General features: G+C 53.3%; 21 protein-coding genes. 4 read left to right on the top strand and 17 right to left on the bottom strand.

Going from position 1 to position 23,438, the window contains the following annotated elements; all coding sequences use genetic code 11:
- Window positions 1-58: 58 nt before the first annotated feature.
- Window positions 59-715: a DUF4386 domain-containing protein gene (locus BBD41_RS24725; RefSeq protein ID WP_099479198.1), complete on the top strand. Its 657-nt coding sequence runs from the start codon at window positions 59-61 to the stop codon at window positions 713-715.
- A gap of 216 nt (window positions 716-931) precedes the next feature.
- On the opposite strand, the gene BBD41_RS24720 is transcribed toward BBD41_RS24725, so the two are convergent.
- From BBD41_RS24720 to BBD41_RS24700, 5 genes are all read right to left on the bottom strand, one after another.
- On the bottom strand, window positions 932-1,480 hold the full coding sequence (locus BBD41_RS24720; protein ID WP_099479197.1) for a hypothetical protein: 549 nt from the start codon (window positions 1,478-1,480) through the stop codon (window positions 932-934).
- 396 nt (window positions 1,481-1,876) lie between these two features.
- Window positions 1,877-2,254, bottom strand: a complete 378-nt coding sequence (locus BBD41_RS24715) for a YraN family protein (protein ID WP_099479194.1) — start codon at window positions 2,252-2,254, stop codon at window positions 1,877-1,879.
- On the bottom strand, window positions 2,254-2,556 hold the full coding sequence (locus BBD41_RS24710) for an EscU/YscU/HrcU family type III secretion system export apparatus switch protein (protein WP_077567149.1): 303 nt from the start codon (window positions 2,554-2,556) through the stop codon (window positions 2,254-2,256). The genes BBD41_RS24715 and BBD41_RS24710 overlap by 1 nt, the downstream gene beginning before the upstream one ends.
- Window positions 2,553-4,604 (bottom strand): hypothetical protein, encoded by a 2,052-nt coding sequence (locus BBD41_RS24705; protein ID WP_099480782.1) that lies wholly within the window; start codon window positions 4,602-4,604, stop codon window positions 2,553-2,555. The genes BBD41_RS24710 and BBD41_RS24705 overlap by 4 nt, the downstream gene beginning before the upstream one ends.
- Before the next feature lie 85 nt (window positions 4,605-4,689).
- Window positions 4,690-5,307, bottom strand: coding sequence for a ribonuclease HII (locus BBD41_RS24700; RefSeq protein ID WP_077567151.1), 618 nt, complete (start codon window positions 5,305-5,307; stop codon window positions 4,690-4,692).
- A 286-nt stretch (window positions 5,308-5,593) separates the two neighbouring features.
- Between BBD41_RS24700 and BBD41_RS30370 the strand changes: the two genes are divergently transcribed.
- The gene (locus BBD41_RS30370) at window positions 5,594-5,749 is read left to right on the top strand and encodes a hypothetical protein (RefSeq protein WP_237086908.1); all 156 of its coding nucleotides are present in this window, start codon (window positions 5,594-5,596) and stop codon (window positions 5,747-5,749) included.
- Window positions 5,746-6,633 carry an RNA polymerase sigma factor gene (locus tag BBD41_RS24695; RefSeq protein WP_237086906.1) on the top strand — a complete coding sequence of 296 codons (888 nt, stop codon included), beginning with the start codon at window positions 5,746-5,748 and terminating at the stop codon, window positions 6,631-6,633. Before BBD41_RS30370 ends, BBD41_RS24695 begins: the two co-directional genes overlap by 4 nt.
- Window positions 6,634-6,936: 303 nt before the next feature.
- Here the strand turns inward: BBD41_RS24695 and BBD41_RS24690 are convergent, their stop codons facing one another.
- The 7 genes from BBD41_RS24690 to BBD41_RS24660 all read right to left on the bottom strand — a co-directional run bounded on the left by BBD41_RS24690 (window position 6,937) and on the right by BBD41_RS24660 (window position 17,571).
- Complete coding sequence (locus BBD41_RS24690; RefSeq protein WP_077567153.1) at window positions 6,937-7,506, bottom strand: YdcF family protein; 570 nt, start codon at window positions 7,504-7,506, stop codon at window positions 6,937-6,939.
- A gap of 154 nt (window positions 7,507-7,660) precedes the next feature.
- Window positions 7,661-11,479, bottom strand: a complete 3,819-nt coding sequence (locus BBD41_RS24685; RefSeq protein WP_099479192.1) for a GH32 C-terminal domain-containing protein — start codon at window positions 11,477-11,479, stop codon at window positions 7,661-7,663.
- A gap of 152 nt (window positions 11,480-11,631) precedes the next feature.
- Window positions 11,632-12,522: an ROK family protein gene (locus BBD41_RS24680; RefSeq protein WP_099479190.1), complete on the bottom strand. Its 891-nt coding sequence runs from the start codon at window positions 12,520-12,522 to the stop codon at window positions 11,632-11,634.
- A gap of 38 nt (window positions 12,523-12,560) precedes the next feature.
- The gene (locus tag BBD41_RS24675; protein ID WP_099479188.1) at window positions 12,561-14,024 is read right to left on the bottom strand and encodes a glycoside hydrolase family 32 protein; all 1,464 of its coding nucleotides are present in this window, start codon (window positions 14,022-14,024) and stop codon (window positions 12,561-12,563) included.
- Window positions 14,025-14,102: 78 nt separating this feature from the next.
- On the bottom strand, window positions 14,103-15,701 hold the full coding sequence (locus tag BBD41_RS24670; RefSeq protein ID WP_099479186.1) for an ABC transporter substrate-binding protein: 1,599 nt from the start codon (window positions 15,699-15,701) through the stop codon (window positions 14,103-14,105).
- A gap of 43 nt (window positions 15,702-15,744) precedes the next feature.
- Entirely contained in the window at window positions 15,745-16,626 is an 882-nt protein-coding gene (locus BBD41_RS24665) for a carbohydrate ABC transporter permease (RefSeq protein WP_099479184.1), read from the bottom strand.
- Window positions 16,627-16,641: 15 nt separating this feature from the next.
- Entirely contained in the window at window positions 16,642-17,571 is a 930-nt protein-coding gene (locus tag BBD41_RS24660; RefSeq protein ID WP_099480780.1) for an ABC transporter permease, read from the bottom strand.
- 490 nt (window positions 17,572-18,061) lie between these two features.
- Here BBD41_RS24660 and BBD41_RS24655 point away from each other — a divergent pair, with 490 nt between their 5' ends.
- The gene (locus tag BBD41_RS24655) at window positions 18,062-19,096 is read left to right on the top strand and encodes a LacI family DNA-binding transcriptional regulator (protein ID WP_077567159.1); all 1,035 of its coding nucleotides are present in this window, start codon (window positions 18,062-18,064) and stop codon (window positions 19,094-19,096) included.
- Between the two features lie 116 nt (window positions 19,097-19,212).
- Here BBD41_RS24655 and ylqF read toward each other — a convergent pair whose 3' ends face one another.
- The 5 genes from ylqF to BBD41_RS24635 form a co-directional block, all read right to left on the bottom strand.
- Window positions 19,213-20,079, bottom strand: a complete 867-nt coding sequence (gene ylqF / locus BBD41_RS24650) for a ribosome biogenesis GTPase YlqF (RefSeq protein WP_077567160.1) — start codon at window positions 20,077-20,079, stop codon at window positions 19,213-19,215.
- A gap of 59 nt (window positions 20,080-20,138) precedes the next feature.
- Complete coding sequence (gene lepB, locus BBD41_RS24645; protein ID WP_007132094.1) at window positions 20,139-20,750, bottom strand: signal peptidase I; 612 nt, start codon at window positions 20,748-20,750, stop codon at window positions 20,139-20,141.
- Between the two features lie 101 nt (window positions 20,751-20,851).
- Window positions 20,852-21,196, bottom strand: a complete 345-nt coding sequence (gene rplS / locus BBD41_RS24640) for a 50S ribosomal protein L19 (protein WP_007132095.1) — start codon at window positions 21,194-21,196, stop codon at window positions 20,852-20,854.
- Window positions 21,197-21,424: 228 nt separating this feature from the next.
- Entirely contained in the window at window positions 21,425-21,568 is a 144-nt protein-coding gene (locus BBD41_RS30055) for a hypothetical protein (protein ID WP_167392991.1), read from the bottom strand.
- A 75-nt stretch (window positions 21,569-21,643) separates the two neighbouring features.
- Entirely contained in the window at window positions 21,644-23,263 is a 1,620-nt protein-coding gene (locus tag BBD41_RS24635) for a collagen-like repeat preface domain-containing protein (RefSeq protein ID WP_099479182.1), read from the bottom strand.
- Window positions 23,264-23,438 lie beyond the last annotated feature (175 nt).

Raw genomic sequence — 23,438 nt, 5'->3', positions numbered from 1 at the left:
CAGACACCACCCCCCTTGGAGCTATACTGCATATAAATTTAGCCAAGGGGAGATCAACATGAATAGGATGGCAAAGGTTGCAGGGGCTTTGTTTCTAGTATCGACGTGTGCTTACATGATCGGGAGCGGAATTCTGGATCCTGTGCTGCATCGCCCGGATTTTCTTGCACATCTGTATTCCGACCGAATAAATGTGGTCATGGGTTCGTTGTTGGAATTGATTAACGCCATAGCGGTTATGGGGATTGCCATGCTTCTGTACCCCATTTTAAAGAAGCATAATGGACCGTTTGCGCTCGGATACTTCGGATCCCGAATCGTTGAGTCTGTGCTGCTGATCATAAGCACAATCGCGCCGCTTATACTCATTGCGTTGAGTCATCATTACATTTCGGCAGGTACGGCCATGCATCCTTATTTTGAAATGATAGGCAATGTATTGCTTGAAGCGCATTCTATGCTCTTTCAAATGGCCATGATCGTACTGAGCTTGGGCAGCTTGCTGCTTTGTAATGTCCTCTATCGATCGAGGCTGGTGCCCCGGTTTTTGTCAGTCATCGGTTTCATTGGGTATGCCGCCTTATTGGCCAGCAGCTGTCTGGCGATCGTCGGTCAAGACATCGGACCCGTTCTGTACGTTCCAGGGGCGATATTCGAAATCATGTTTCCCGTTTGGATCATGGTTAAAGGATTTCGTCTTCATGGTGCACATTAGTAATAAAGGGGATCGCGAAGAAAAAAACACATGGAGTTCGTTTAGGAATTTGACTCAGAGACGAGTGCTTTGAGCAAACAAGCAAGGATTGAAATCCCGTTCATCTAGAGTCGTGGACCCCGCCGGTGAAGATTCAACTCCGTAAAAAGAGAAGTCATGCTTGAATAAAGCCCCTGCACTACCGGGAGGTTTTGCAGGGCCTTACTCTTCTACTATTTACTTCATGCTAATCAGTCTGTTAATCCATCGGATCGTTACTTCATCCTTGACCTCGCGACTCCAATCGGAAGGAAACTGCAAGTATTGTTCTTCTTCAGGCAATTTATGCAGTTGACTATGCACAATGGGATCAGCATGACAATCATCACTATAATATTGGGGAAACCGGTATTCTTGTCCTTCCAGTGATCGATAGACATATAAACTATACTCGATTCCTTCTACTACACAAAAGGCATGGCCTTGTACTCTCGGATCACACCATACATGAGTCCCCTTTAGCTTTTTCAGAGAAAGCAGGAACCCGTTCTTCTGCGCTTCCGTAACATGATAGTCATCCAAATAATATTTAGATGAGATTCGGTCAAAGTTCGTATCGATGATCTGGTAATTAAGAATCACGTCGGCCCCCTTATGAAGAATGGGGTTAAAATAATCCCTCTGGATCCCGCCCTTATACTTGGATAATCGGCTCTTTACCAAGTAATCGATATTGCTGTGGTCCAAATTCCGGCCAAAGGTTAATAGAAACCGTCGCTTTTCCATTTTTACTCCAATCCCCACTTTTGGAAGCAAGTTGTATAACCATTCATTTCTACCCATTTTGTGATTACGGCTTTAATTATAACAGGAGCAATCATCTAAACAATAGGTCCATTGGAAGTGGACGCTCACTTTCGTATTCACATGATAACGATAGCGGGAGCACGAAAAAGGTCCATTCCATTTGCAGCTTTTACGTCCCAAAAAAGGGGAATGGTTGAGCCGCATATCGGATCATTCATATGCTCTCCATGCCCTTCAAGTCATCTCCAGGAAAACGCAGATCCCATTCCAGAGGTTGAAGGCTGTTGGGTACAGTGCGTAGATTTGAGCAAGCCAAAAAGGTGATCGGGTTTCCCCACCACCTTCTTTTTTCATTATCTCGTTCGTCACGGTCCCTTAAAACGCATCCGGAATATGTTCCAGCGCATCTACCGTCAAATCGTCCCGAAGCAGGATCGAAATGACATCAAAACGAACCGGAGAGTCATGCAGCCTTTTGGAATGGACATACTGCTGCGCGGTATTTCGAACCTGCACAACTTTACGGGCGTTCACGGACTCGGACGGCGTTCCGAAGCCCGGTGCTCCACTTCGGCTGCGCACTTCAATAAAGATCAGCGCTCCTTCCCATTCGGCAACGATATCCAGCTCTCCGAATCGGCATCGCCAGTTCCGGTCCAGCACCCGATAACCCTTCTCCTGCAGCCAGACGGCCGCGGCTTCCTCCGCGGCTGCTCCCTTTTGCCTTCGGTTGTCCTTTCCCGCCTGCGGCATTATGGCATTTCTCCTTCCCCGGCTTGTCGATCCGCCCGATATACATAGGTCAACACTTCCGCCACCAGCTGATACAGCTCCGGCGGAATCTGCTGGTCCAAATCCAGCTTCGACAAAATTTCAACCAACGCTGCGTCCTCCTGTACCGGCACGCCATGCTCTTTTGCCTTCTCCAGGATCGATTCGGCCAGCTTGCCCTGTCCTTTGGCTACGACAACCGGCGCATCGCTCTCTCCGGGCGCATATTTAAGGGCGACGGCCTTCTTTCTTGCCGTGATAAGCCCATTTTGCTGCTCGTTCATATCCGCATGTCCACCCCTTTGTAGGCCTGCGGCGTATAATCCGCGGCGGTGCCCTGCACGGCCTGTTCGCCGATCGGCGGCGGTTCTTCCGGCATCGGCTCGGTCTTGACGCTCAGCAGCTGATATCCGATCGAAGCGATGCCCGAGGCAAGCTCTTGCTTCATGGCCTGAAACAGCTCAGCGGTCCATTCCTGATTATTCCGGAAGCTCAAGCTGACGATCCGGTCTACAACCTGCACATCAATCAGGGTATGACCCAGATGCTTCATGTCCAGATCAAACAACAGCCGGCAGTTGGTTGCATCCAGCTCACCTTTGCGTCCCCTGCGCGACTGGATATGGACGGAAGCGGTCTGCTCGCCACCCGGCCCGTGCAGCGGAATGAACATCGTGACTTGCGCAAACGGTGCCGTCCTGTCCGTATTCAACAGAAGCTGCTGCCCGGTCAAATGCTGCACGATGTTTTGTGCCGCTTCTTTGAGCGCAGCCGGGGTATCCGGAGTAGCCATTACCTGCAGCAGCACCCCTTTCAGCGAATCCTGCAGAGCCGGTGGCGAATCGCCCGCAGCTCCGGCTGCGACGACCCCGGCTGCAGTCGGCTGCAGCTGTTGGGATGCCTGCACCATGTTAGAGGCCGGCCCCTGGGGGCTCACGCCTGTCGGCGGGGCTTGCGATGCAGCCGGGGGGCTTGCAGGAGCCAAGGCAGCGCCCCCGCCGTCCGGCCGGGCTGCCGGGGGCGCTGCCGCCGCGTTTCCGGCCGCAGGCGCCTGCCCGCCTGAAGCGGCGGCCGTAAGCCCCACGGTGCCGGGGGCCTGCCCGGCACCGGCGCCTGCGGCGGCTTGCCCCGCCTGCCCGGCCGGCGCACCGCCGGCATTGGCGGCGGCATGGCCGGCCGCCCCGGCGAACCCGCCTGCGGCCGGTCCGCCGCTTCCGGGCAGCGCTGCCGCCTGCTGCCCGCCCGGCTGCGCGGCGCTCGCTGCGCGCGCCGCCTCTCCCGCGGGGCTGCTGCCTGCCCCGCGCAAGGCCTGCTGCTCGTGCTCCGCACCGAGCAGCTTCAACAGCCGCCCCACCCACGGCTCCGCGCCAGGGGTGGGCGGCTTTGGCGAAGGGCCTGCGGCCCCTTCGCCCGGCGCTGCCGCCGTTGCCGCAGGCGCGGCGGCATGGCCTGCGGCCGGCGCGCCTGCGGGCTGCGCCGCGTGAGCCGGCAGCTGCGCAAGCTCGCCGCGGAGCTGGTGCAGCAGGCTCTGCAGCTTCGTCAGCATCGCCTGCGGGCCGGCAGTCTGCGCTTGCCCGGCCGGCGCGCCGGTGGCGGCAGCGGCACTTCCCTGGGCGGCCCCGGCTTGCCCGCTCGGCGCTGGCTCCGGCCCTGGAGTATGGCTTGGCATTGCTGCAGGTGAAGCGGCCAGAGAACCGCTTCCTGCTCCGGGAGGCCCCCCGGCTGCTGCTGTTCCCCCCTGCAGAGCATGCGCAAGCTGCCCCTCGAGGCTTTGCAGCAGCTGATGCAGCTGCGGGCCGAATACCGCCTGATGCAGTCCTCTCACACTCTCCGCGGTAACCGGCAGCCCGCGGTGGAACGCAATCGCCGCCGATTCCGCCCATTCCGCGGCGGGCACTTGGGGAGGCTTAGCCATCATCACTTCTTTAAACGATGCGATATGCTCCTTGGTCAATGGGACTCCCGCTTGCTGCATGCTCCGGATCATTTCCCGATTCTCTTTCGTATCCGGGAGTCCGGCGAATTCCAATACCTCCGACATTGACGATGGCGACAACGGCTGGCCTGGCATTTGGGATAACGGTTTGAGAACCGCAGTTCCCCCTTCGCCCGGCGGCTGGACCTGCAGCAGCGCCGTTTCGCCGGCACGCAGCGGCGTTTCCAGCTTGGCCTTGACCTGTACGCCTTGAATTTGCACGACAGCTTCCTGCCCGGCGTCCGATACATTCATTACAACTCCGCGAACGACCTGACCCGGTTTCAGTTCCAGCGCCTTGACGTCTCCCGGCTTCTGCTCTCCCAGCAGCCCGCGAATCAACGATCCGATGTTCACGATGGTTCCTCCAAACGTTCCTTTTCCAATATATATCGGCAGCAGCCCGCCTTTTGACAAGGGCGGGCTGCTTATCGGGCTTAAGTTAGAACAGCGATAATTGCTCGATCTCCATATTTTTCAGAAAGCTTCTTCGGTGCATCGGCGTAGGTCCTTGCAGCTGAAGCTGCTCCCGGTGCGTCTTCGTGGCGTAGCCTTTATGTACGGCAATTCCGTATCCGGGATACTGTGCCTCCCATTCCCCTTCGCACAACCGATCGCGAGTTACTTTGGCGATGATCGAGGCCGCCGCGATCGACTGGCTGTTCGCATCTCCCTTGATGATCGCCTGCTGCGGGATATCGCAATCGACCCGCTCGGCATCCACTAGCAGAAATTCGGGAGTGATAACGAGCTGCTCCAGAGCCAATTTCATGGCGAGCCTGGCGGCCTGCTTAATATTCATACGATCGATCGTCTCCGCATCCACTCTCCCGACGCCTACGGCAAGCGCATGTTCCATAATCTCCTCATAAAGGGCATCCCGCTTCTTCGCGCTCAGCTTCTTCGAATCGTTGATGCCCTCAATCACAAGCCCCTTCGGCAAAATAACGGCCGCGGCGACAACATCCCCGAACAAACAGCCGCGGCCGACCTCATCAATACCTGCAATATGTAAATAACGGGGCCAATACTCCCGTTCGTACATCAATAAATCTGTCATTAGCGATAGCTCCTTCATCTTCTATAAAAAGCATGATCGTTTCACGATACGCTGAGGGTCCACTCTCGAATTCTAGCAGTTTCGAACGTAATGCATCTCCCCTTTTACTAGAGTATCACATCCCTAGGCCCAGCGTAACCCGTCCCATTGGATCGTTCATCCGGGTTTGTCTAGTTTTTCGCCCTTTCCTCTCCGAGGGTACCCGCAATATTTTTTGGGGAGGACCGTGGCTTTTTTGCCCGCCCCGGTGTCTAATTAATTGTAAATCAAGAGGAGGTTCTATAAAATGTCAGGAGCTCAGGACGCCAAGCAGGGCACCAAGTCTGTTTATCCGGATAAGCAGGCTAGCATTACAAGCTTTGAAAGCACGTATGAGCTGTATCGTCATAGAATCCGCACTTACTTTTCAGTGAAATTGAACCCCATGGCCGCGATGATTTGACGCAGCAAGTCTTTTTGAAGGCTGTCGAAAATCTTCACAACTTTAGAGCCGGCTCTAATGTATTCACATGGATCTTCAAGATTGCCCAGAATACGTTAAAAAACGAATATCGGAGACTATCGCGCAAAAAAGAAGCTCCATTCGATATTACGGCTTTCGAATCACAATCGATCTCCCTTGAATTTACGAAATATGTTGATTTTCGGATTGATATTGGAGCCGCGCTTAAAGCATGTAATGAGCTAGACCAAGAAATCATTGCATTACGCTTTTTTGTGGACTGCACGCTGCCTGAAATCGCCAAGATCGTTGGCATGCGTGAAAGCGCGGTGAAGAACAGATTGTACCGCTCTCTGGAAAAACTAAGGAAAGAACTGAAAGAATGGGGGGACATCACCATCATGTCCATTCAAGATTTTATTTCCATTGTCAATAAGGGTGACGGCGAGGGGACGCACCAGCGTCTGAATAAGGTGCATCATGACTTGTTCGTTGAACTCGGGAACCATGTTGAACGAGTCTCGTCGAAATACCATCACGATCCATTGCGAAAAGTAATCATTGAAATATACCCCGATCTGCCAACCTTCCATCGGGCAGTAGGAGAAGCCGATGCGCCGAATTGGTTTATGGGCACTTATGAGGGGAATATTCTTAAAATCGTATCTCCGTTGAACCCGGGACCCGAGCATACGTATCAATCTATTCTGAAAAGTACCGTCCACTTGTTCACCATGTGGTTAATCAGTGAAATCAATCCCTCGGCTCCAAAATGGATACGGCAGGGAATCGGAGGATATGAAGCCAAACAGATGACTGAAGACTTCATCAAAGGGTCGACAGAAGATGCAATCCGCAATTTGGAGATTCCTTCTTTTGATTAAATGAATAACGATACCTGGGATTTCGAAACGATGAAAGGCTTTCAGTTCTCCTATAGGTTCGTGGAATTTGTAATTGAGCAGTATGGAGTTGATACTTTAAACGAGGTGATCCGTAATCCTCATGATTTTAATGGAATCTTCCAATGCTCCGAGGCTGAATTGCATCAGAAGATGGTTGATTATTTAAAAAGATAAACGGTATACGAACACAAAAAGCCCGGGAATGCACCGGGCTTTTTGCCTTCTGGGATGCCCGGAACCGGGCATCCCTTTCCCCTTGACCGTTTGCCGATCGTTGAACTTCTAACTGCCGCTTTGACTCGACCCCAGTCGGTATATAGCCGGTCTGAAATACTTCCCTACTTTTTCAAGCTCGTTCATTACGTATTTTATTTTTTCTTCATCTTGATACCAGTTGTCTTTAGAAGTCCCCGTCTTGTCGATCACTGGGCTTACATAAAAAACCGTCTCGTTTGGAAACACAAACTGATAGGTTAAAAGTGCTCTTCGTGCATGATAGTTTTTACAGACCAGTACAACCCTCCTGGGATGAATGCCATGTTGTTGCAATACTTCCAGTGACAAGCGCGCATTTTCAAAGGTGTTCGTTGCTTTATCTTCTTTCAGGATTGCTTCGGAAGGAACGCCTAGTGAAACTCCAACATTTCTCAGAAACTCCCATTCCGTAGCTTCGACATGCGGCGTGGAGCCGCCAGAAGGCAGGATACATGGAGCGATGCCCTGATGAAATAACATCGCAGCCCTTTCCATAAGTTGAGGATGGCTGGCACCTGGTATTAAAATAACATCGGATTGGCCCAGCTCTGTTTCAAAAAACATGAAGTCACTAATACAGTCGAATGGAAATGGCATCAAAGCCCCTCCTGTCATTGGCTGCGTTATCTCCCCGTTTAGCTTAAAAAGTAAAATCGAAACGGCTCTGATTTAGGTTCGGGTCTAACGGGAAATGAAATAGTGGATACGAGCTCGTTTTCCTTATTCGACGTGCTATCCTCATCTTCCTTGTCTAAGTAAAGGGTAACTCAAGCCTCCACGATTGCCTGCGCAGCCCCGCCGGATCGCCAAGCTGGAGCCGGGTGCCGTCCTCGGACACTTCCAGCGCTTGCCCGTTATGGAGAGAAACAATGGTCACGGTTCCGTCCTGATTGGGCTCAAGCCTCCAGCGCTGGTTGTTGAATCCGAGGTAGCTGTACAGCTGGAGCCGATGTTGTCCCGTATCCAAATCCAGCGCCTTTCCTTCGAGCGTTCGAATCGAATAGATCCCGTTCCCTGCCGGAACGAGCATCCACTGCTGATGCTCTGATCCGTCCGGTGCCTTCACCGTAACCGGCTCGCCGTTCTGGGAACGATCCGCATGCAGCGCTTTGGACAGGGCGGCACTTTCAATCCGGGTCACTTCAAGCTCGGGATTCGACATTTGGCTGGCATAGAGATGCTGGAAAGCCGCCTGGCCGCCGAACACGTGCACGCCGAAGCGGCCTTCGGCAAATGTGCCGTCCTCCAAGTCCGCGAGCGGCTGTCCATCCACCTCTACCCGGATATGCGGCCCGCTCGCCTCGACTTTGATCCGATACGATTTTCCAGACTGGAGAAACGCCGCCTTTCTTGCGAGCACCTGCCGCTCCTCGAACCTCCCCTCCACCTTGTAAAACAGCCGGATCGCCTTGAGATTCGGATCCAGGTTCACATAATATCCGCTGCGACCGTCCCTACTGGCACGGAATAGAAGGGATCCGGCCCCCCCGTTGTCTCCAAGCCGTATTTCTCCCTCATACGTAAAATCCCCTGCGGATATGTCCGACATATATGCGGCATCGCCGGTATGGCTGCCCCGGATGCCGTCCTTGGTCAGCACCCATCGGGATGCGAAGGTGTCCGGCTGCCATCCGGTAAGGTTCGTATGGAGGACGCCGCTGGTGACGATCACGCGCGTGCGGGACGATACTTTTCCGTTCGGCGTCGAGGCCGTAATGAGCGCTGTCCCCTCTTGCTTGGCAGTGATGACCGTGCTCGCATGCCCAGATGTCGTTACCTCTGCAACCTTTGGATCGCTCGATGTCCAAACGATCCGGTCAGCCCCTTTTCCCTGACCATTCTCAAGGGATGCTGAGAGCGATCGGGTCTGTCCCAAGGACAGCTCGAGCTCCCCCGTATCCATCACAATCCTCGGCGCTTTGGCGTCATCCTCCCTCCAAATATGCTGCAATGCATGGACTTGAAGCGACACCACCTTCACCTTCCCGCCCTCACTGTAAAAGCTCATGCCTCTGCTGGCCGGATCCGGGAATATGACATCGGAGAATACGACCCTGCCGTCATTGCCGAACACTTCTATCGAGGATTCATCCACGAATATTCGCAGCTTGATCCGGCTGCCATCAGGCTTGAGCGGGGCTTCATGCAGTGTGGAGAACAAGTCCGAGAAATCCGTCGTGCCGGATGCAGAGCGGTCTACGAATACCTTGCCGCCGTTAGCGCGGTATCCGACAAGCGTCCTCTCCCCGTCGCCTTCGCGCAGACGGAACCCAAATTCGGTGGCGGCTCCGGATGGCGGCAGCTCCAGCTCCGCCTCGATTTCATATGCGCCGAATGCTAGCCCCTTGAGCAGATTTTCGCCGGATGTCCCCACCTCACGGTTGACGATGCGAAGAACTGGGCTTCTGAGCAGGGTGAGCTCTTCAATGGGAGTCTGATGCATCCGGATTCCCTCCTCCGTCTCCTTAAGCGACACCTGTCTCGGAATGCTCAGCTGCCCCTTCCATCCCGTTGTCGGAAAGCTGAACGGATAATCCCAGTTGGTCATCCAGGCCAGCATGATTCTTCGCCCGTCCGGCATATCGGAGAACGACATCGATGCATAGTATTCTTTGCCCCAATCCGTCTTCAGGACAGATCCTGCCGGATTGTCGTTGATGAATTGGCCTTCGGGCGTCAAGTCGCCGATGAAATATTCCGCGTCGGAGCCCTGCGTGTTCGGATTGGCACCGCTGCTGATCATCAGCACCCATTTGCGCTTTTCGGTCCCTTCAACCGGAAGCTGAAACAGGTCCGGACATTCCCATACGCCTCCGCGGATGTAAGCTCCGTATCCGAATTGATCGGTCAAGGTCCAATCCAGCAGATTGGCAGAGGTAAAGAACCGGATATGATCGCCGCCCGAGACGACCATCACCCAGCGATCATTGGCCTCATCCCGGACGACCTTCGGATCGCGGAAATCCCATCCGCCCGGATCCTCGCCGGTCTTTCCCGGATTCTCAATGACAACGGGATGCTCTTCCGAGTATTTCCATGTCCGCCCGCGGTCAGTGCTGTAGGCTAGGCCGATTTTTTGATTGCCGTTATGCCGGTCCGGATTGTAGGAGGTATAGTAGGCGATCAGGCCTTTGCCTCCGGCGTTTCCGAACAAACCCGAAGCGTTTGTTGTATCGGCAACCGCGGAGCCGGACCAAACATGACCGAGATCATTCCAGGGAAGGGCGATGGGCAGCCGTTTCCAATGCATCAAATCCCGGCTGACGGCGTGGGCCCACTGTCCGCCGTCCTGGTGGAAGAGATGGTACTCCCCTTCGAAATAGACCAGCCCGTTCGGATCGCTTGCCGAGCCCCGAATCGGACTGTAATGATAATGCGGCCGATACTTCTCGGTATAGTAGCTGGCATAGGGCGTTATATAAACGTCTTGAAAATAGGCGGTTCCGGAGCTGGCCATAACACCGTGATAACCGCTGGCGAAGGCCGTATCGACTATGTCGATTGCAGCCGGCTCATATCCGTCTACGAATATTTGAATCCGTTCCCCGATCGCTTTTACTTCCAGATGATGCCGGCTTTCCCGTTGACTCGGATAAGTCGCACGGGATTCGTGAAGGATCTCCCCGTCGGCCTTTTTTAAAAAGACCCTTACCCGCTCCCCCTCTCGCTGAAGAACAGCTGCATATCCTTCCGTTCCCTGGGCGTTGCTTCTGAATAATAAGCCGGCCGAGCCTTGCCCGTTCAGGATCAGATCGCCTTCAAGCACAACATCCGCCTCATGGTTCCGGAATACGCTCTTGGCTTCCAGCCCGTCCGCTCCCGTGCCTTTGAGTCCCTTCAAATCCGGCTGCCATAATCCTTGGGTGAAGATGGGCTCCAACGCATTGCCGGACATATCGCTGACTCGGATGTTTTGAAACAGCGCAGAGCCGTTCCAGACGTGCAGCCCGAGGCGGCCCGTCCGGTGCGCAGCAGCTTCCGTATCGATGACCGGTTCATATTGCTGCCCCCAGTAAACCTGAAGCCGGGTTCCTTCCGCTTTGACTTTCAGATGGTATATGTCTCCCGGTTTCGCTTCGACCTTCCGTTCGACATGAAGATCGTCTTCCCCGCCGCTAGCATCCTTCAGGCGGATAACGCCGGCACCGAGGGCGAACTGCAGCATGTACGAGCTCCACCCGTCCTCACCGGAGCGGAACAGAAGGGTGGCATCTGCCTGTGGATCCGTTACCATAACATCGGCCTCATAAACAAAATCGTCGGCGACCGTTTCCGATATGGCCATCACATTCTCTTGGGGGTCCGATGTTAGCCGAAGTCCCTCCCCGGTTTCCTCCATCCGCCCTTTGCCATGCAGCTTCCATCCCGTTACATTCGAGTTGATTTCGCTTTCATGAATCATTGCGCTTTTCCCTTCTGCAGCTTTCGGAGCTGCGCTGTCCAGCTGGGTAACCAAACTGGCATGGGTAACCAAGCTCGCATTTGAAGCGCCGAACGATATTGCTGCGCTTGAAGCAGCCATCACGACAGCCAAGCTTAGAGACAGGATTGATTTTGCGAACGATTTCATCATACTCCCTCCAAATCCAACCTGTTATTTAAAACTTCCCTATTCGCAGCTGATGATCTTGCACTCCTTTTTCGATCCCGCAGCCTTCCCCCCGTCCCTATGACGATAGCTGCCCTGCAGCTGCAGAACAGCTTTCGCATAAGAAATCGCTGCTATACGGCGGAACGGCGGTCTTGAATCGCCTTTAATCCCAGTGCCAGCGCACCATAAAGTCCGGCTTGAGAGCCCAAACCGGGTGGAACGATATATTCCTCGATCCGGTTCATAATTTCATCCGCCTGCACATATCCGTTTAAGATCCGCTGAACTTCGGAACGGACCAGCGGAAACAGATGGGCCTGCTGCATGACGCCGCCGCCCAGAATGATCTTCTCCGGGGAATGCGTCAAAATGATCCCTGCAACGGCCTGTGCGATATAGTAGGCTTCCATAGGCCAGGCCGGGTGGTCTGCCGGCAGCTGATCGCCTTTCACACTCCAGCGCGCTTCGATCGCCGGGCCGGCAGCCATGCCCTCCAAGCAGTCTCCGTGATAAGGACAAGCCCCTGCATATTCATCGTCAGGATGGCGTCTTATCAGGACATGGCCTCCTTCCGGATGAACCAGTCCATGGACGAGCCTGCCCTCTGTGTATACGCCGACCCCTACGCCGGTACCGATCGTTATATAAACGCAGCTGCCCAGGCCTTTAGCCGCTCCCCACACCGTTTCGCCGTAGGCTGCCGCGTTCACGTCCGTATCCCAACCGTATGGCACATCATAATGTTTCTTCAGTTTCCCGAGCACGTCGCAATGCCCCCAGCCCTGCTTCGGCGTCGTTGTTACGAACCCGTATGTTGTGCTGCGGGGCCTCAAATCGATCGGGCCGAATGAGCCGATGCCGATCGCATCCACATGTTTATCGCTGAAATAGGAAATGACGCGGGACAGCGTAACATCCGGATGCTCCGTCGGAAAATGGACGACATCCTCCATGATCCCAAGTTCATTCCCGACGCCGCAGAGAAACTTGGTGCCTCCTGCCTCAATTGCTCCGATACGCATACCTTCATGCTCCTAACCTGGCTATATATTTTTGCGCGTTACACCGACAATTCGTAGAGATGAAGAGATTGGATCACTTCGGCATGCTCGCTGCCGTTCGCTTCTATATGCAAGCCCGTCGATGCTTTATCCGGATAGATCAGGTCCGTGAAGACGACCTGACCGCCGCCTGCAAACACCTCGACGGAGGAACGGTCGACCAATATCCGAAGCTCCACATGCTCATCCTTAGTTTTCAATGGCGCTGCGTGTCTTCCGGGAAACGCGGGGTGGAAATCCGAGATGCCGGACCTGGATCGATCCACATATACCTCGGTAGCCGGGCCGCTGTATCCGATGACCGTCTCCTGCTCCGGCCCGGTTCTTATTTTAAACGCCAGGGTGCTGTCAGCTTTGATGACCGCATGGATCTCATAGCTGTCCAGCCGGAGCTTCGACAGCTTTGCGGCCGCGGTAGCTGCGTCTGCCCGCTCAATGGACACAACCGCTCTCCGGTAACGCTCCAGCTCACGCGCCGGCTGCTGAATCAGTTCCGCCATGCCGTCGCGTTCTTCCAGCTTCAGCTCGCGTACCGTGGTCATGGCCCCCCGATAGCCGGAAGTCGGTGTCTGGTTTGCATACTTCCAGTTGCTCATCCAACCGATAAATAAACGCCTGCCATCGGCTTCCGGGATATCCGACCAGCTGACGCCGGCATAATTATCCCGTCCGTGATCGAGCCAGCGGATCCGGCTAGCCGACGCTTCATCGGGCTTAAAGCACGCTCCGTCGAACTCACCGGTAAAAAACTGCGTTCGGGAGCCTTCGGCATATGCCGGATTGTCGCCGATGCTAACGAGCATTACCCACTTCGTCTTCCCTTCGCCGACCGGCAGCGGGAACAGGTCCGGACACTCCCATACCCCGTCGTGGGATCCAATCCCCTCTCCGAACTCGCTTCCGAAAGTCCAATCCTTCAAATCCGGGGACGTAAAGATGCAGACCGTCTGTCCGCATGCCACGATCATGACCCATTTCTTCGTCTCTTCATGCCAGAAAACCTTGGGATCGCGAAAGTCTACGTAAGTCTCATGCTTCAGGACCGGATTCCCTTCATATTTAATCCACGTTCTGCCGTTATCTTTGCTGTAGGCCAGGCTTTGGTACTGCTTGACTTCCGTGCCTTCGGCTCCGTCGACATGATGCGTAAAGATGGCGACCAGTCCCGGTTCATCATCGAAGAACCCGGTCGTATTGCGCCAATCGACAACGGCGCTCCCGGAAAAAATCATGCCGTGCTCATCCGGCAAGAGCGCGATCGGAAGCTCTTCCCATGTAACCAAATCCTTGCTGACCGCATGCCCCCAATGCATCGGTCCCCAAGTCGTACCAAACGGATGGTGCTGATAAAATAAATGGTACTCCCCTTTGAAATAAACCATCCCGTTCGGATCGTTCATCCAATTCTGCTTCGGAGAAAAATGATATATGCCCCGGTAGTCATCGTGTGTAATTGTTGACATGATCTGTGCTCCTTTAGTTGTAATCAGATAAAAGAGCAGCCGTGAGCCATATTCGGAAACTGCACGGCTGCCGAGTCCTTATTTCGTGCTGCGGTCATATCCGGCCTGTTTGATGGACAGCCATTCCTGCAGTCCAAGACGGTCCAGCTCCTTCAGATAGGCATCCCATTCCTGATCGATTTTTCCGTTCTGGTACCATTCGGTGCGCATTCTCTCCAGGTACGGGAATAAATCCGTTTCGATGGTGGACAACCGGTCCAGCTCCTCGATGGAGAAGAACACCTTCGGATACGTATTCTCCGCTTTCATATGCGGTACCATAACGTCTTTCATCAGCTTCAGCCTCCATGCCGCGTCATCCGGCATCGTCGTATATTTGCCGTAATATTCGTCGAGGATTGCGAGCGGTCCCGCAATGCTCGTTTTTTGACGCAGTTCGACCGGGGCGGTTCCTTCAAGCGGAAGATGCTTCAGCATTCCCTTCTCTTCGTCCAGCTCGAAGATATTCTGCTGCGTATCGTCTCCGTATGTCCCCCAGTTGTTCTGTACCGACTGCAGCGGCTCATACAGCTGATCGACCCATTTTGCGGTCTCTTCCAGATGCTTATTGCTGCTTGTAATGACCATTCGGCCGCGGTCAAGACCGATTCCGTTCGTTCGGGTGACATTAATCTCCCCACTCGGGCCGGCAAGCGGCGGCATCAGATCATACGCATCGTTCATGCCGGTAATGTTCGCTTTATCCCAAGTGAAGTACAAGCCGTAGCGATGATCTTTGCCTTTGGCGAGATAAGTGTTCCAATCCTGCTGGAACGCTTCGATATCGATAAGTCCTTCCTCGTACAGCTCATTCACAAACTTCACGGCATCTTTATAGCCTTCTTCCGCTGAGGTGAAGACGACCTTGCCATCGTCGGTGACCACCGTGTGGTCCCAGTTCTCCCCTAATCCGAATGAGGCAAAGAGAAAGGTCAGATCCTCGCCGCCCGGCTTGTTGATGAAGGACAGCGGGATTTCATCCGCTTGCCCGTTTCCGTTCGGGTCCTGGGTCTTAAACGCGATCAGCACCTCTTTCAACTCCTCGGTCGTCGTTGGCATCTCAAGCCCGAGCTTGTTCAGCCACTCGACATTGATCCACGGGAAGTTATCGACCGATTGAATGCGCTCCTTGCCGGATCCCAGCTCTTCGATCCACGGAAACGAATATATATGTCCATCCGGTGCCGTAATCAAACTTCGGTATTCAGGGGCTTGCTCCAGCACCTTTTTGAAATTCGGCATGTGCTGGTCAATCAAGTCCTCGACAGGGATGATGACCCCGTCCTTGGCCAGCTTCAGCAGATCGTAGTCGCCGTATCCGGCGTCAAAGATCGCGTCCGGGAGATCGCCGCTGGCTACGGCCAAATTCCGTTTCTCGGCAAAGACGTCGCTGGTGTAATTTTTCCAGTTGATATGAATGCCGGTCTTCTCCTCCAGTCGCTTATTGATCAGCTTGTCGTTCGGGTCGGCCGGCGCAAGCGGCGAGCTTTGCGTCAGGAAGTTGAGCGTTACCTTCCCGTCCGGCGATTCGCTCTCCGCCTTGCCGCCCCCGCCGCAGCCGGAAAGGAGCAGCAGCGCTGTGAGCGCCGATATCGATATGACCTTGCCTGCGGTTCTTTGGGTTCTTGTCTTTTTCATTCGAATGACCTCCATATCATTGCTATTTATGCTCAGGGGGTGCCTATTTCAAGGAACCGACCATGACGCCTTTCTCGAAGTATTTCTGGAAGAACGGGTACATGACGAGCAGCGGAAGGCTCGAGATGACAATCGCAGAATACTTGATCATCTCGGACAGTCGCTTCAGCTCTGCCATGGCAAGCTGGTCGTTGATCATGCCCGGAGCCGCCTGATTCTGGATCAGGATCGACCGGAGCACCAGCTGCAGCGGGTGCAGCTTCGGATCCTCCAGATAGATCATGGCATCGAAGAATGCGTTCCACTGGCCGACAAACGCATACAGGGCAAGGACAAAAATGATCGGCTTCGATAAAGGCAGCACGATTCCGAAGAAAATTCGCATATCCGATGCTCCATCCACATTGGCCGCCTCTTTCAGCTCGTTCGGGATGCCTTTGAAGAAGGTTCTGGACAAAATGATATTCCACACATTGACGGCTCCGGGAATGATGACGGCCCATACCGTATTCAGCATGCCAAGCTCCCTCACCAGCAGGTATGTAGGAATCAGCCCTCCGCCGAAGAACATCGTGATGATAAACAAGGTCATGAATACGTGCCGGCCGGCGAGCCTATTTTCGGAAAGGGCATATCCGGCGCAGACCGATACGGTTACGGTCACAAAGGCAAAGGCTGCCGAATAAAACACGGCGTTTCCGAACCCTCGAACCATCGCAGGATTGGACAGAATTTTTCTGTAGCCTTCGAGGCTCCAATCCGACAAGTTAAACGAGAGTCCCTTGCTCAGCAGCACCGTCGGATCCATGAACGAAGCCACGATAATGTAAACCAGCGGCACGACGACGATGAGGACGGCCAGAGTAAGAAAAATTCCGATTAGCGTTAACAGAAAACGGTCGAACCGCGAATGCTTGACGGCCATACAATGAACTCCTTCCTAGTAGAGGCCTTCTCCCTCATTTAGTTTCTTGACGATGAAGTTTACCGAGATCAGCAGGATGACGTTAATGACCGAGTTGAAGAGTCCCACCGCGGCGGAATAGGCATAGTCACCCGATTGCAAGCCGACCTTGTATACATAGGTTGCGATAATTTCGGAAGCCGGAAGGTTCATCGAGGTCTGCATCAGGTAGGCCTTCTCAAACCCGATCGACATGATGCCGCCGGCCGCCAGAATGAATACGATGGCCATGATCGGCCGGATCGTCGGAAGATCGATGTTGCGGATTCGCTGGAGCAGATTGGCCCCGTCCAGGCTAGCGGCGTTATGCAGCTCCGGATCGACGTTCGCGAGTGCCGCCACATAAATGATCGATGCCCATCCGGCTCCCTGCCATATATCCGATAATATATAGATCCATCGGAAATACTCCGGCTTTGACATGAACATGAGAGGCTCGCCCGTGATCCAGATCACGAACTGGTTAATCGGACCGGTCGGCGACAGGAAGATGAAGAGCATCCCGACAATGACGACGACCGAAATAAAGTTGGGGGCGTACAGGAAGAGCTGAATATTTTTCTTCACGGACGCTCTTCGGACCTGATTCAGCATCAGCGCTAAAATGATCGGCACCGGAAAGCTGAAAATAAGACCGAAAAAGCTTAATTTAAGCGTATTCATTAATATGACATCGAAATTAGGCGAAGATAGAAACTTCTCAAAATGCTTCAGCCCCACCCATTCGCTCCCCAAAATCCCTTTGATCGGGCTGAAGTCCTTGAAGGCAATGATCGCGCCGTACATCGGCACATATTTGAAAATAAGGGTCAGTATAAGCGCCGGAGCAAGCAGGATGTACAGAAAGTAGTTTTTTCTCAGGAATTCGAGCCCCTTCCCCGCGGATCGCCTCTCTCTGTGCACCATAGACTGTTGATCGATTTCTGCCGAGCTTTCCAAACCTTCTACCTCCGTTTCTACTCAAAAAAGTTTACAGTAAGGGTTTTCATTTTCTCACTGCGGTTGTTCATCGCTTTTACAATTTAACAAAGGATGCCCAATCAGTCAATAACTTTTGTAAATTTTTTATTGTGCATTTGATAATAAATAATTGTTCATTATGCTCTTCGTTTATTCTAAAACGTCTGTGAAGTGATAAACCAAAGCCTACAGCGCTCGGAAATTCGCCGATATCCCCTGTTAGGAGAAATGAAACGAGAATTTCAGATCGTCTCTCCTTCTTAATATAACGAAATGGCAGTGTGTAAATGTAAATAAAGTTGTGCATTTGTAAAGTATAAGTTGCTATTTTGTCTGATCTATTATACATTGGACATAAGGTAATCAAGCCGCAAGTCCTTAACGGCCGCGCTGCGGACTTTAGGTGTGAATTTGAATTCGAGGTGAACTCCCGTACATGGCAAAAGAGAAAGTCACAATCCAGGACATCGCCGATGCGCTCGGCATTTCTAGGAACACGGCGTCCAAGGCGCTGAACGGCAGCGCCACCATCCCGGACGAGACCCGCAATAAGGTCATTAAGAAAGCGATCGAGCTTAAATATAAGCAGTTTGCGTACATGGAATCGGACAGTCTAATATCAAAACAACCGGGCAATATCGCATTGCTCACCGCAAATATGCCGAGCAACTCCCACTTCGGGTCGCGGCTCATCAGCGGCTTGGAGAAGCGGATCAGCGACGAAGGCTATAATTTATCCATTCATATCGTCAGGGACATCGACAGGTCCTCGCTCATGCTGCCCAACAATTTCGAGGCCTCCAAGGTGGACGGGATCATCTGCATTGAGCTGTTTGATTTGGAGTACAGCAAGAAGATTACAAGCCTCGGCGTGCCGACCATCTTCATCGACTGCGCGGCTGACCTGTTCTACCCTGATTTGGAGGCCGACCTGCTGCTGATGGAGAACGAGCACAGCACGTACCGATTAACGAAGCAGCTGATCGATAAAGGGTGCAGAACCTTAGGATTTATCGGGGATTATCATCATTGCAAAAGCTTTCATGAGCGCTGGGCGGGCTTTACACGCGCATTGAACGAGAAGGGCATTCCCCTCGACCTTGACCAGTGCGTCCTGAACCCGGATCGGGAATTTTTCTCCGATGCCGACTGGATGGACAAGCGGCTGGGCGAGATGAAGCAGCTGCCTTCCGGCTTCGTATGCGCCAATGATTTTATTGCGGTGAATGTCATGAAAGCGCTCAAAAACAAAGACCTTCACATTCCGGAGGACATCGTCGTCACCGGATTTGACAACGCCAATGAATCGCGCATCGTTGAGCCTCATTTGACGACGGTCCACATTTACAGCAATGAAATGGGGATTACGGCAGCAAACATGCTGTTATCCCGGATTAAAGAGCCTTCGCAGCCTTATCAAGTCACCCACATCCAGACAAAGCCAATCTTACGCGAATCGACAGGCGACTAACGTACGCTCTTCAGCATTCCTCAGGCACAAAAAAACCGCCCTGCGGCTAACGCCGAAGGACGGTTTTTGCTCTTTATGCCCGCAGCTTCTGCATGCGTACGGGTATGATGAACGGCTTAATATGGGGCCTCCATGGAGTAGCGGCCCAGCTTCCCGGCACGCAGCTCCCGCAGGAAGATGCTGGATGCCTTCTCCAGATCGACTCTTCCTCCGCTGACGATGCATCCCCGCTTTCGGCCGATGGCCTCCATGACGGACACGATCTCATCCGGATTCTCGAAATCGCTCGGACGCTCCTTCAGATCGAAGCGCTCGCTCATCGCATCCCAATAGTACTTGGAGAAATATTTGATTGCAAAAAACGCAATATCCTCCACATTCAGAATTTCCTCTTTGATCGCTCCGGTCACGGCCAACCGGTAACCGACATTCTGATCCTCGAATTTCGGCCACAGGATACCGGGGGTGTCCAGCAGCTCCATCTCGCCGCCGGTAACCTTGATCCATTGCTGTCCCTTAGTGACTCCAGGGCGATCTCCCGTCTCCGCAATGTTCCGGCCGGCTAGCCGGTTGATCAGGGTAGATTTGCCCACATTCGGTATGCCCACGATCAGGACACGCATCGCGCGCGGGTTCATACCCTTGGCGATCTGCTTGTCGATCTTCTCCTTGAGCAGCAGCTTGATCTGGCCGGGAATCTCCTTGACTCCCGTGCCGGTGGATGCGTCAACCGGGAAGGCCGGCTGTCCTTGCTCTTTGAAATAAGCAATCCACTGCCGCGTAACTTCGGGGTCTGCCAAATCGGCTTTATTCATCAGCATCAGCCGCGGCTTGCCCTGCAGAATTTCATCAACCATCGGGTTTCGGCTGGAGAGCGGAAGCCTCGCATCAATCAGCTCGATGACCGCATCGATGAGCTTCAGCTTCTCCTGAATTTGGCGGCGCGCTTTGGTCATATGTCCGGGGAACCATTGTATTGTCAAACGTCGTCACCTCACTATACTCTGAAAACAACTTGCGATTTTAAACTAGATCGAAACCGTTAATGATTGACGATCCCAATATCTTTCAGCGGCCAAAAAACCAAATCGGCCCGACCAATAATATCCCCCAAAGGGACATATCCAATCATCCGGCTGTCGGTGCTGTTCGACCGGTTATCTCCCATCACAAATACATGCCCTTCAGGCACGACCCCTTCAGTGACGAAGGAGTTCGGGAAATCCGTATTGTTGTATAATCTGCCTTCCGCATGGGCCTGATCAATTGCTTCCTGTATGTAGGTTTCATTGATTTGCTCTCCATTGACAAACACCTTATCGCCTTCCACTTTGACAGTGTCTCCCGCAACGGCGATGACGCGCTTAATGAAGTCCCTGCCTTCGTCCGGTACATGGAACACAATGACTTCCCCCCGCTCCGGTTTGCGGAAATCGTACAGGATCTCATTTACGATCAGCTTTTGATTGGATACGAAGTTAGGCTCCATAGATGGACCTTGTACGATAAACGGTTTGAAGAGAAGCCAGCGAATCAGAACAACGAGTACCAGGGCGATGAGAAGTGCCTTCAGCCATTCCAATAATTCATTCTTTGCCTTCTTGGCCGGTTTCTCCACACCAGGATCCATTGCTCCCTCATGATTTTTCTGCATAATCCACCGTCCTTCTCTAACGATTACGTCGTTCTATCGCAAATTTTGGATATACAAAAGGGGCTTGTATATACGCACAAGCCCCCTTTACCGCCTTGTAATTAACGACGAATTTCTTTAATTCTCGCTGCTTTACCGCGCAGTTCACGAAGATAATAAAGCTTCGCACGACGCACTTTACCACGGCGAGCCACTTCGATTTTCTCGATTTTTGGCGAGTTGATTGGGAAAGTTCTTTCCACACCAACACCGTAAGAAATTTTACGAACCGTAAAAGTCTCACTGATTCCGCCACCGCGACGTTTAATTACTACACCTTCGAACAGCTGGATACGCTCACGAGATCCCTCGATAACCTTAACGTGCACTTTCAAAGTGTCACCAGGACGAAAGCTCGGAATATCCTTGCGCAGTTGTTCTTGAGTAATCGCTTGTACGATATTCATCTAGGACTCCCTCCTCTCACACAGGCGTTCTTGCATCTTCCGGAAATCATCATTCGTTTCCTTCATTATCCGCAGCGGACCACCGTACTCACAACAAAAGAAATATTAACATATTTTATGGGCTGAATCAAGTAAAATTGTTGATCCGTCTGTTCGTTAAGCCAGATCTTGGCGTATTCCAATGAAAAAACCACCTGCGGTTACAAGCCGAAGGTGGTTCGGGAGCGGTTAGTTCACGGATTCTTTTGCATCCTGGATGCCTTTATGACGCTTGCCGTAATATTCGAGGATATCGTCCACTGTGCGGAACTGGACATCGGTATTGTCGTTTTTTTCGTTGCTGGATTCGTAATGGTTGGTATGTTCAGTCATTTCCGTATACCTCCTAGACCTTCTCGTTGTTCACAAGTACATATTACCCATCAATTAGAACGATGCACCAACAAACTAATTTCTGATTTTGGATATGGATAGTTGGGAGGCTTTTATCGATACTGACGCCTGCGAATGATTATAAAGCGCCAGCGTATTGCCAACACTACAGTTCAAGACGGCGGATCCCGACACTAAGGCTTTGCCTTGACTCGTATGAAGGCCGGCTGTGCCGCTCGTATTTCCATCCTGGACGATTCCGAAAGCGCTAGGGACGGATTGAACGGACGGGAGTGATATCCTCCATTCCAGATAGTAGAACCCCGCTGACGTAATCGTTAATGCATCGGTGCCGTTAAACGACACCCCCTGCACCGTGCTAGCCGTAAAAACGACAGGTGATTGGGGTTTGACAAGCTGGGTTCCGCTTTCCCCCGTATACAGCAAGGTGCCTCCGATCACCGGCTCGGATAGACCCGGTCCTGGCGGTCCGCTCGCTTGGATACGGGCGGCATCGGCTTGATCCCTTTCGTTCTCCGGGCCATGCGGTACCCTTGAGCTGATCGCTCCTGCAGTTTCTGCAGCCTCCATCGCTTCAGAGGCCCCTGAGGGCTTGTGCAAGCCGGCCGGCCCGATACTTCCGGTTGGACGACCTCCGTCTTCTCCGGAGGCTCTGGCTAGTTCCTGAGGTGCAAGTGAGACTGTCTCTGTTGTTCCCGCTGTCTCTTCCCCCGATCCCTCCTCCAGTTCTGTTGGAGCTATCGGTAATGTCTTCCCTTCTGGAACGGCCGGTCCCGACATTTCTATTGCATCTGTGCGCCCCTGGCCATCAGCGGCACCCGGCTCGTGCTGGGACCTTCGCTGCAAGCCTTCCGGGTCCTGCTGGACGGTATCCTCCCGAGCAACCTCTGAACTTGTCCTTGCCGCAGGCGGTAAGGCGTGCGATGCCGTTTCCGGCTCAAGAGCAGGCATTTCCTGCTCAGCGACCTCCACCAAATGCGCGTGTGCACCGCTCTTCAGCTGTTGATCGAAAGGCTCCGATAACGCTTCCGTCCCGCTGGACGGCAGGAGCGTAAGCATCTCTCCCGTTGACTCCCGGGGCTGTGCACGCTGCCGAGACGTATCTTCGAAGCGGCTTGGCTGTACGTTTACCTCCTGCACAAACGCGCTAAGATGCACTCTCGTCCCTTGCCCGGGATCCTTATCAGCTCCCGTTCGGTCAAGCAGTGACGGGTTGGTCGGATTCACCGGATCTTCTGGGTCAGCACCGGGGCTTTTGGTTCCCGGAACCTCCTCCTGTAAACCGGTTATGACCTGAACGATTGCCTCCTCGACTCCGATCCGCTCACCGTAAGACCGAATCAGACCCAGCGCGGCATCGATCCTGGTCCATATCTGAGGCAAGTTATTCGTATTCGGAATCGTAGCTACCTGCTGTACCGTCTGCCGGAATGCCCGCCGCTCCCGTGCCGTAAATCCCATCTTGGAGACAACCTCATTCAAGCTTTGCAGCGTCGCTTTGATTCTGGTAAAATCCTCGTATTCCGGTTGCCGCGCGAAGGTGCTGAGCAATTCCGCTATTTGCTGTGTCAACGTGATATACTGCGTCGAGTGCGCCTTCCTTACTCGAATCGTGCCTGATCCAGCTTCCCGAATCCCTGCTCTCGGCCGCCCGCCGTTTCTTCTCCCCCGCATAAGTCCCTCTCACCCCTTACGCTCTGTCGTCGATCCCCCATACAACGAGTAATTAATGCACTGCGCTTCATTCTTATCGATTATGCCGGCAACTGAAGCAGCCGTTACCGCATACACCGCACGAATCGGATGGCCCTCTTAATAATTCAGATTATCACTACTTTATGTAAGGCAC

The sequence above is a fragment of the Paenibacillus ihbetae genome (assembly GCF_002741055.1).
GTDB classification, from domain to species: domain Bacteria; phylum Bacillota; class Bacilli; order Paenibacillales; family Paenibacillaceae; genus Paenibacillus_AQ; species Paenibacillus_AQ ihbetae.
Note: the sequence above shows the minus strand (reverse complement) of the source record. Positions and strands in the feature narration are given on the sequence as shown.

Bases quoted from the DNA above. Each gene is read 5' to 3' on its own strand.
- rplS (WP_007132095.1), bottom strand. From the start codon at position 21,196: ATGAATATCGTACAAGCGATTACTCAAGAACAACTGCGCAAGGATATT.
- BBD41_RS24670 (WP_099479186.1), bottom strand. From the start codon at position 15,701: ATGAAAAAGACAAGAACCCAAAGAACCGCAGGCAAGGTCATATCGATA.
- BBD41_RS24720 (WP_099479197.1), bottom strand. From the start codon at position 1,480: ATGGAAAAGCGACGGTTTCTATTAACCTTTGGCCGGAATTTGGACCAC.
- BBD41_RS30055 (WP_167392991.1), bottom strand. From the start codon at position 21,568: ATGACTGAACATACCAACCATTACGAATCCAGCAACGAAAAAAACGAC.
- BBD41_RS30370 (WP_237086908.1), top strand. From the start codon at position 5,594: ATGTCAGGAGCTCAGGACGCCAAGCAGGGCACCAAGTCTGTTTATCCG.
- BBD41_RS24710 (WP_077567149.1), bottom strand. From the start codon at position 2,556: ATGAACGAGCAGCAAAATGGGCTTATCACGGCAAGAAAGAAGGCCGTC.
- BBD41_RS24665 (WP_099479184.1), bottom strand. From the start codon at position 16,626: ATGGCCGTCAAGCATTCGCGGTTCGACCGTTTTCTGTTAACGCTAATC.
- lepB (WP_007132094.1), bottom strand. From the start codon at position 20,750: ATGCAGAAAAATCATGAGGGAGCAATGGATCCTGGTGTGGAGAAACCG.
- BBD41_RS24725 (WP_099479198.1), top strand. From the start codon at position 59: ATGAATAGGATGGCAAAGGTTGCAGGGGCTTTGTTTCTAGTATCGACG.
- BBD41_RS24675 (WP_099479188.1), bottom strand. From the start codon at position 14,024: ATGTCAACAATTACACACGATGACTACCGGGGCATATATCATTTTTCT.
- BBD41_RS24660 (WP_099480780.1), bottom strand. From the start codon at position 17,571: ATGGTGCACAGAGAGAGGCGATCCGCGGGGAAGGGGCTCGAATTCCTG.
- BBD41_RS24685 (WP_099479192.1), bottom strand. From the start codon at position 11,479: ATGAAATCGTTCGCAAAATCAATCCTGTCTCTAAGCTTGGCTGTCGTG.
- BBD41_RS24680 (WP_099479190.1), bottom strand. From the start codon at position 12,522: ATGCGTATCGGAGCAATTGAGGCAGGAGGCACCAAGTTTCTCTGCGGC.
- BBD41_RS24635 (WP_099479182.1), bottom strand. From the start codon at position 23,263: ATGCGGGGGAGAAGAAACGGCGGGCGGCCGAGAGCAGGGATTCGGGAA.
- BBD41_RS24690 (WP_077567153.1), bottom strand. From the start codon at position 7,506: ATGCCATTTCCATTCGACTGTATTAGTGACTTCATGTTTTTTGAAACA.
- BBD41_RS24655 (WP_077567159.1), top strand. From the start codon at position 18,062: ATGGCAAAAGAGAAAGTCACAATCCAGGACATCGCCGATGCGCTCGGC.
- BBD41_RS24715 (WP_099479194.1), bottom strand. From the start codon at position 2,254: ATGCCGCAGGCGGGAAAGGACAACCGAAGGCAAAAGGGAGCAGCCGCG.
- BBD41_RS24700 (WP_077567151.1), bottom strand. From the start codon at position 5,307: ATGACAGATTTATTGATGTACGAACGGGAGTATTGGCCCCGTTATTTA.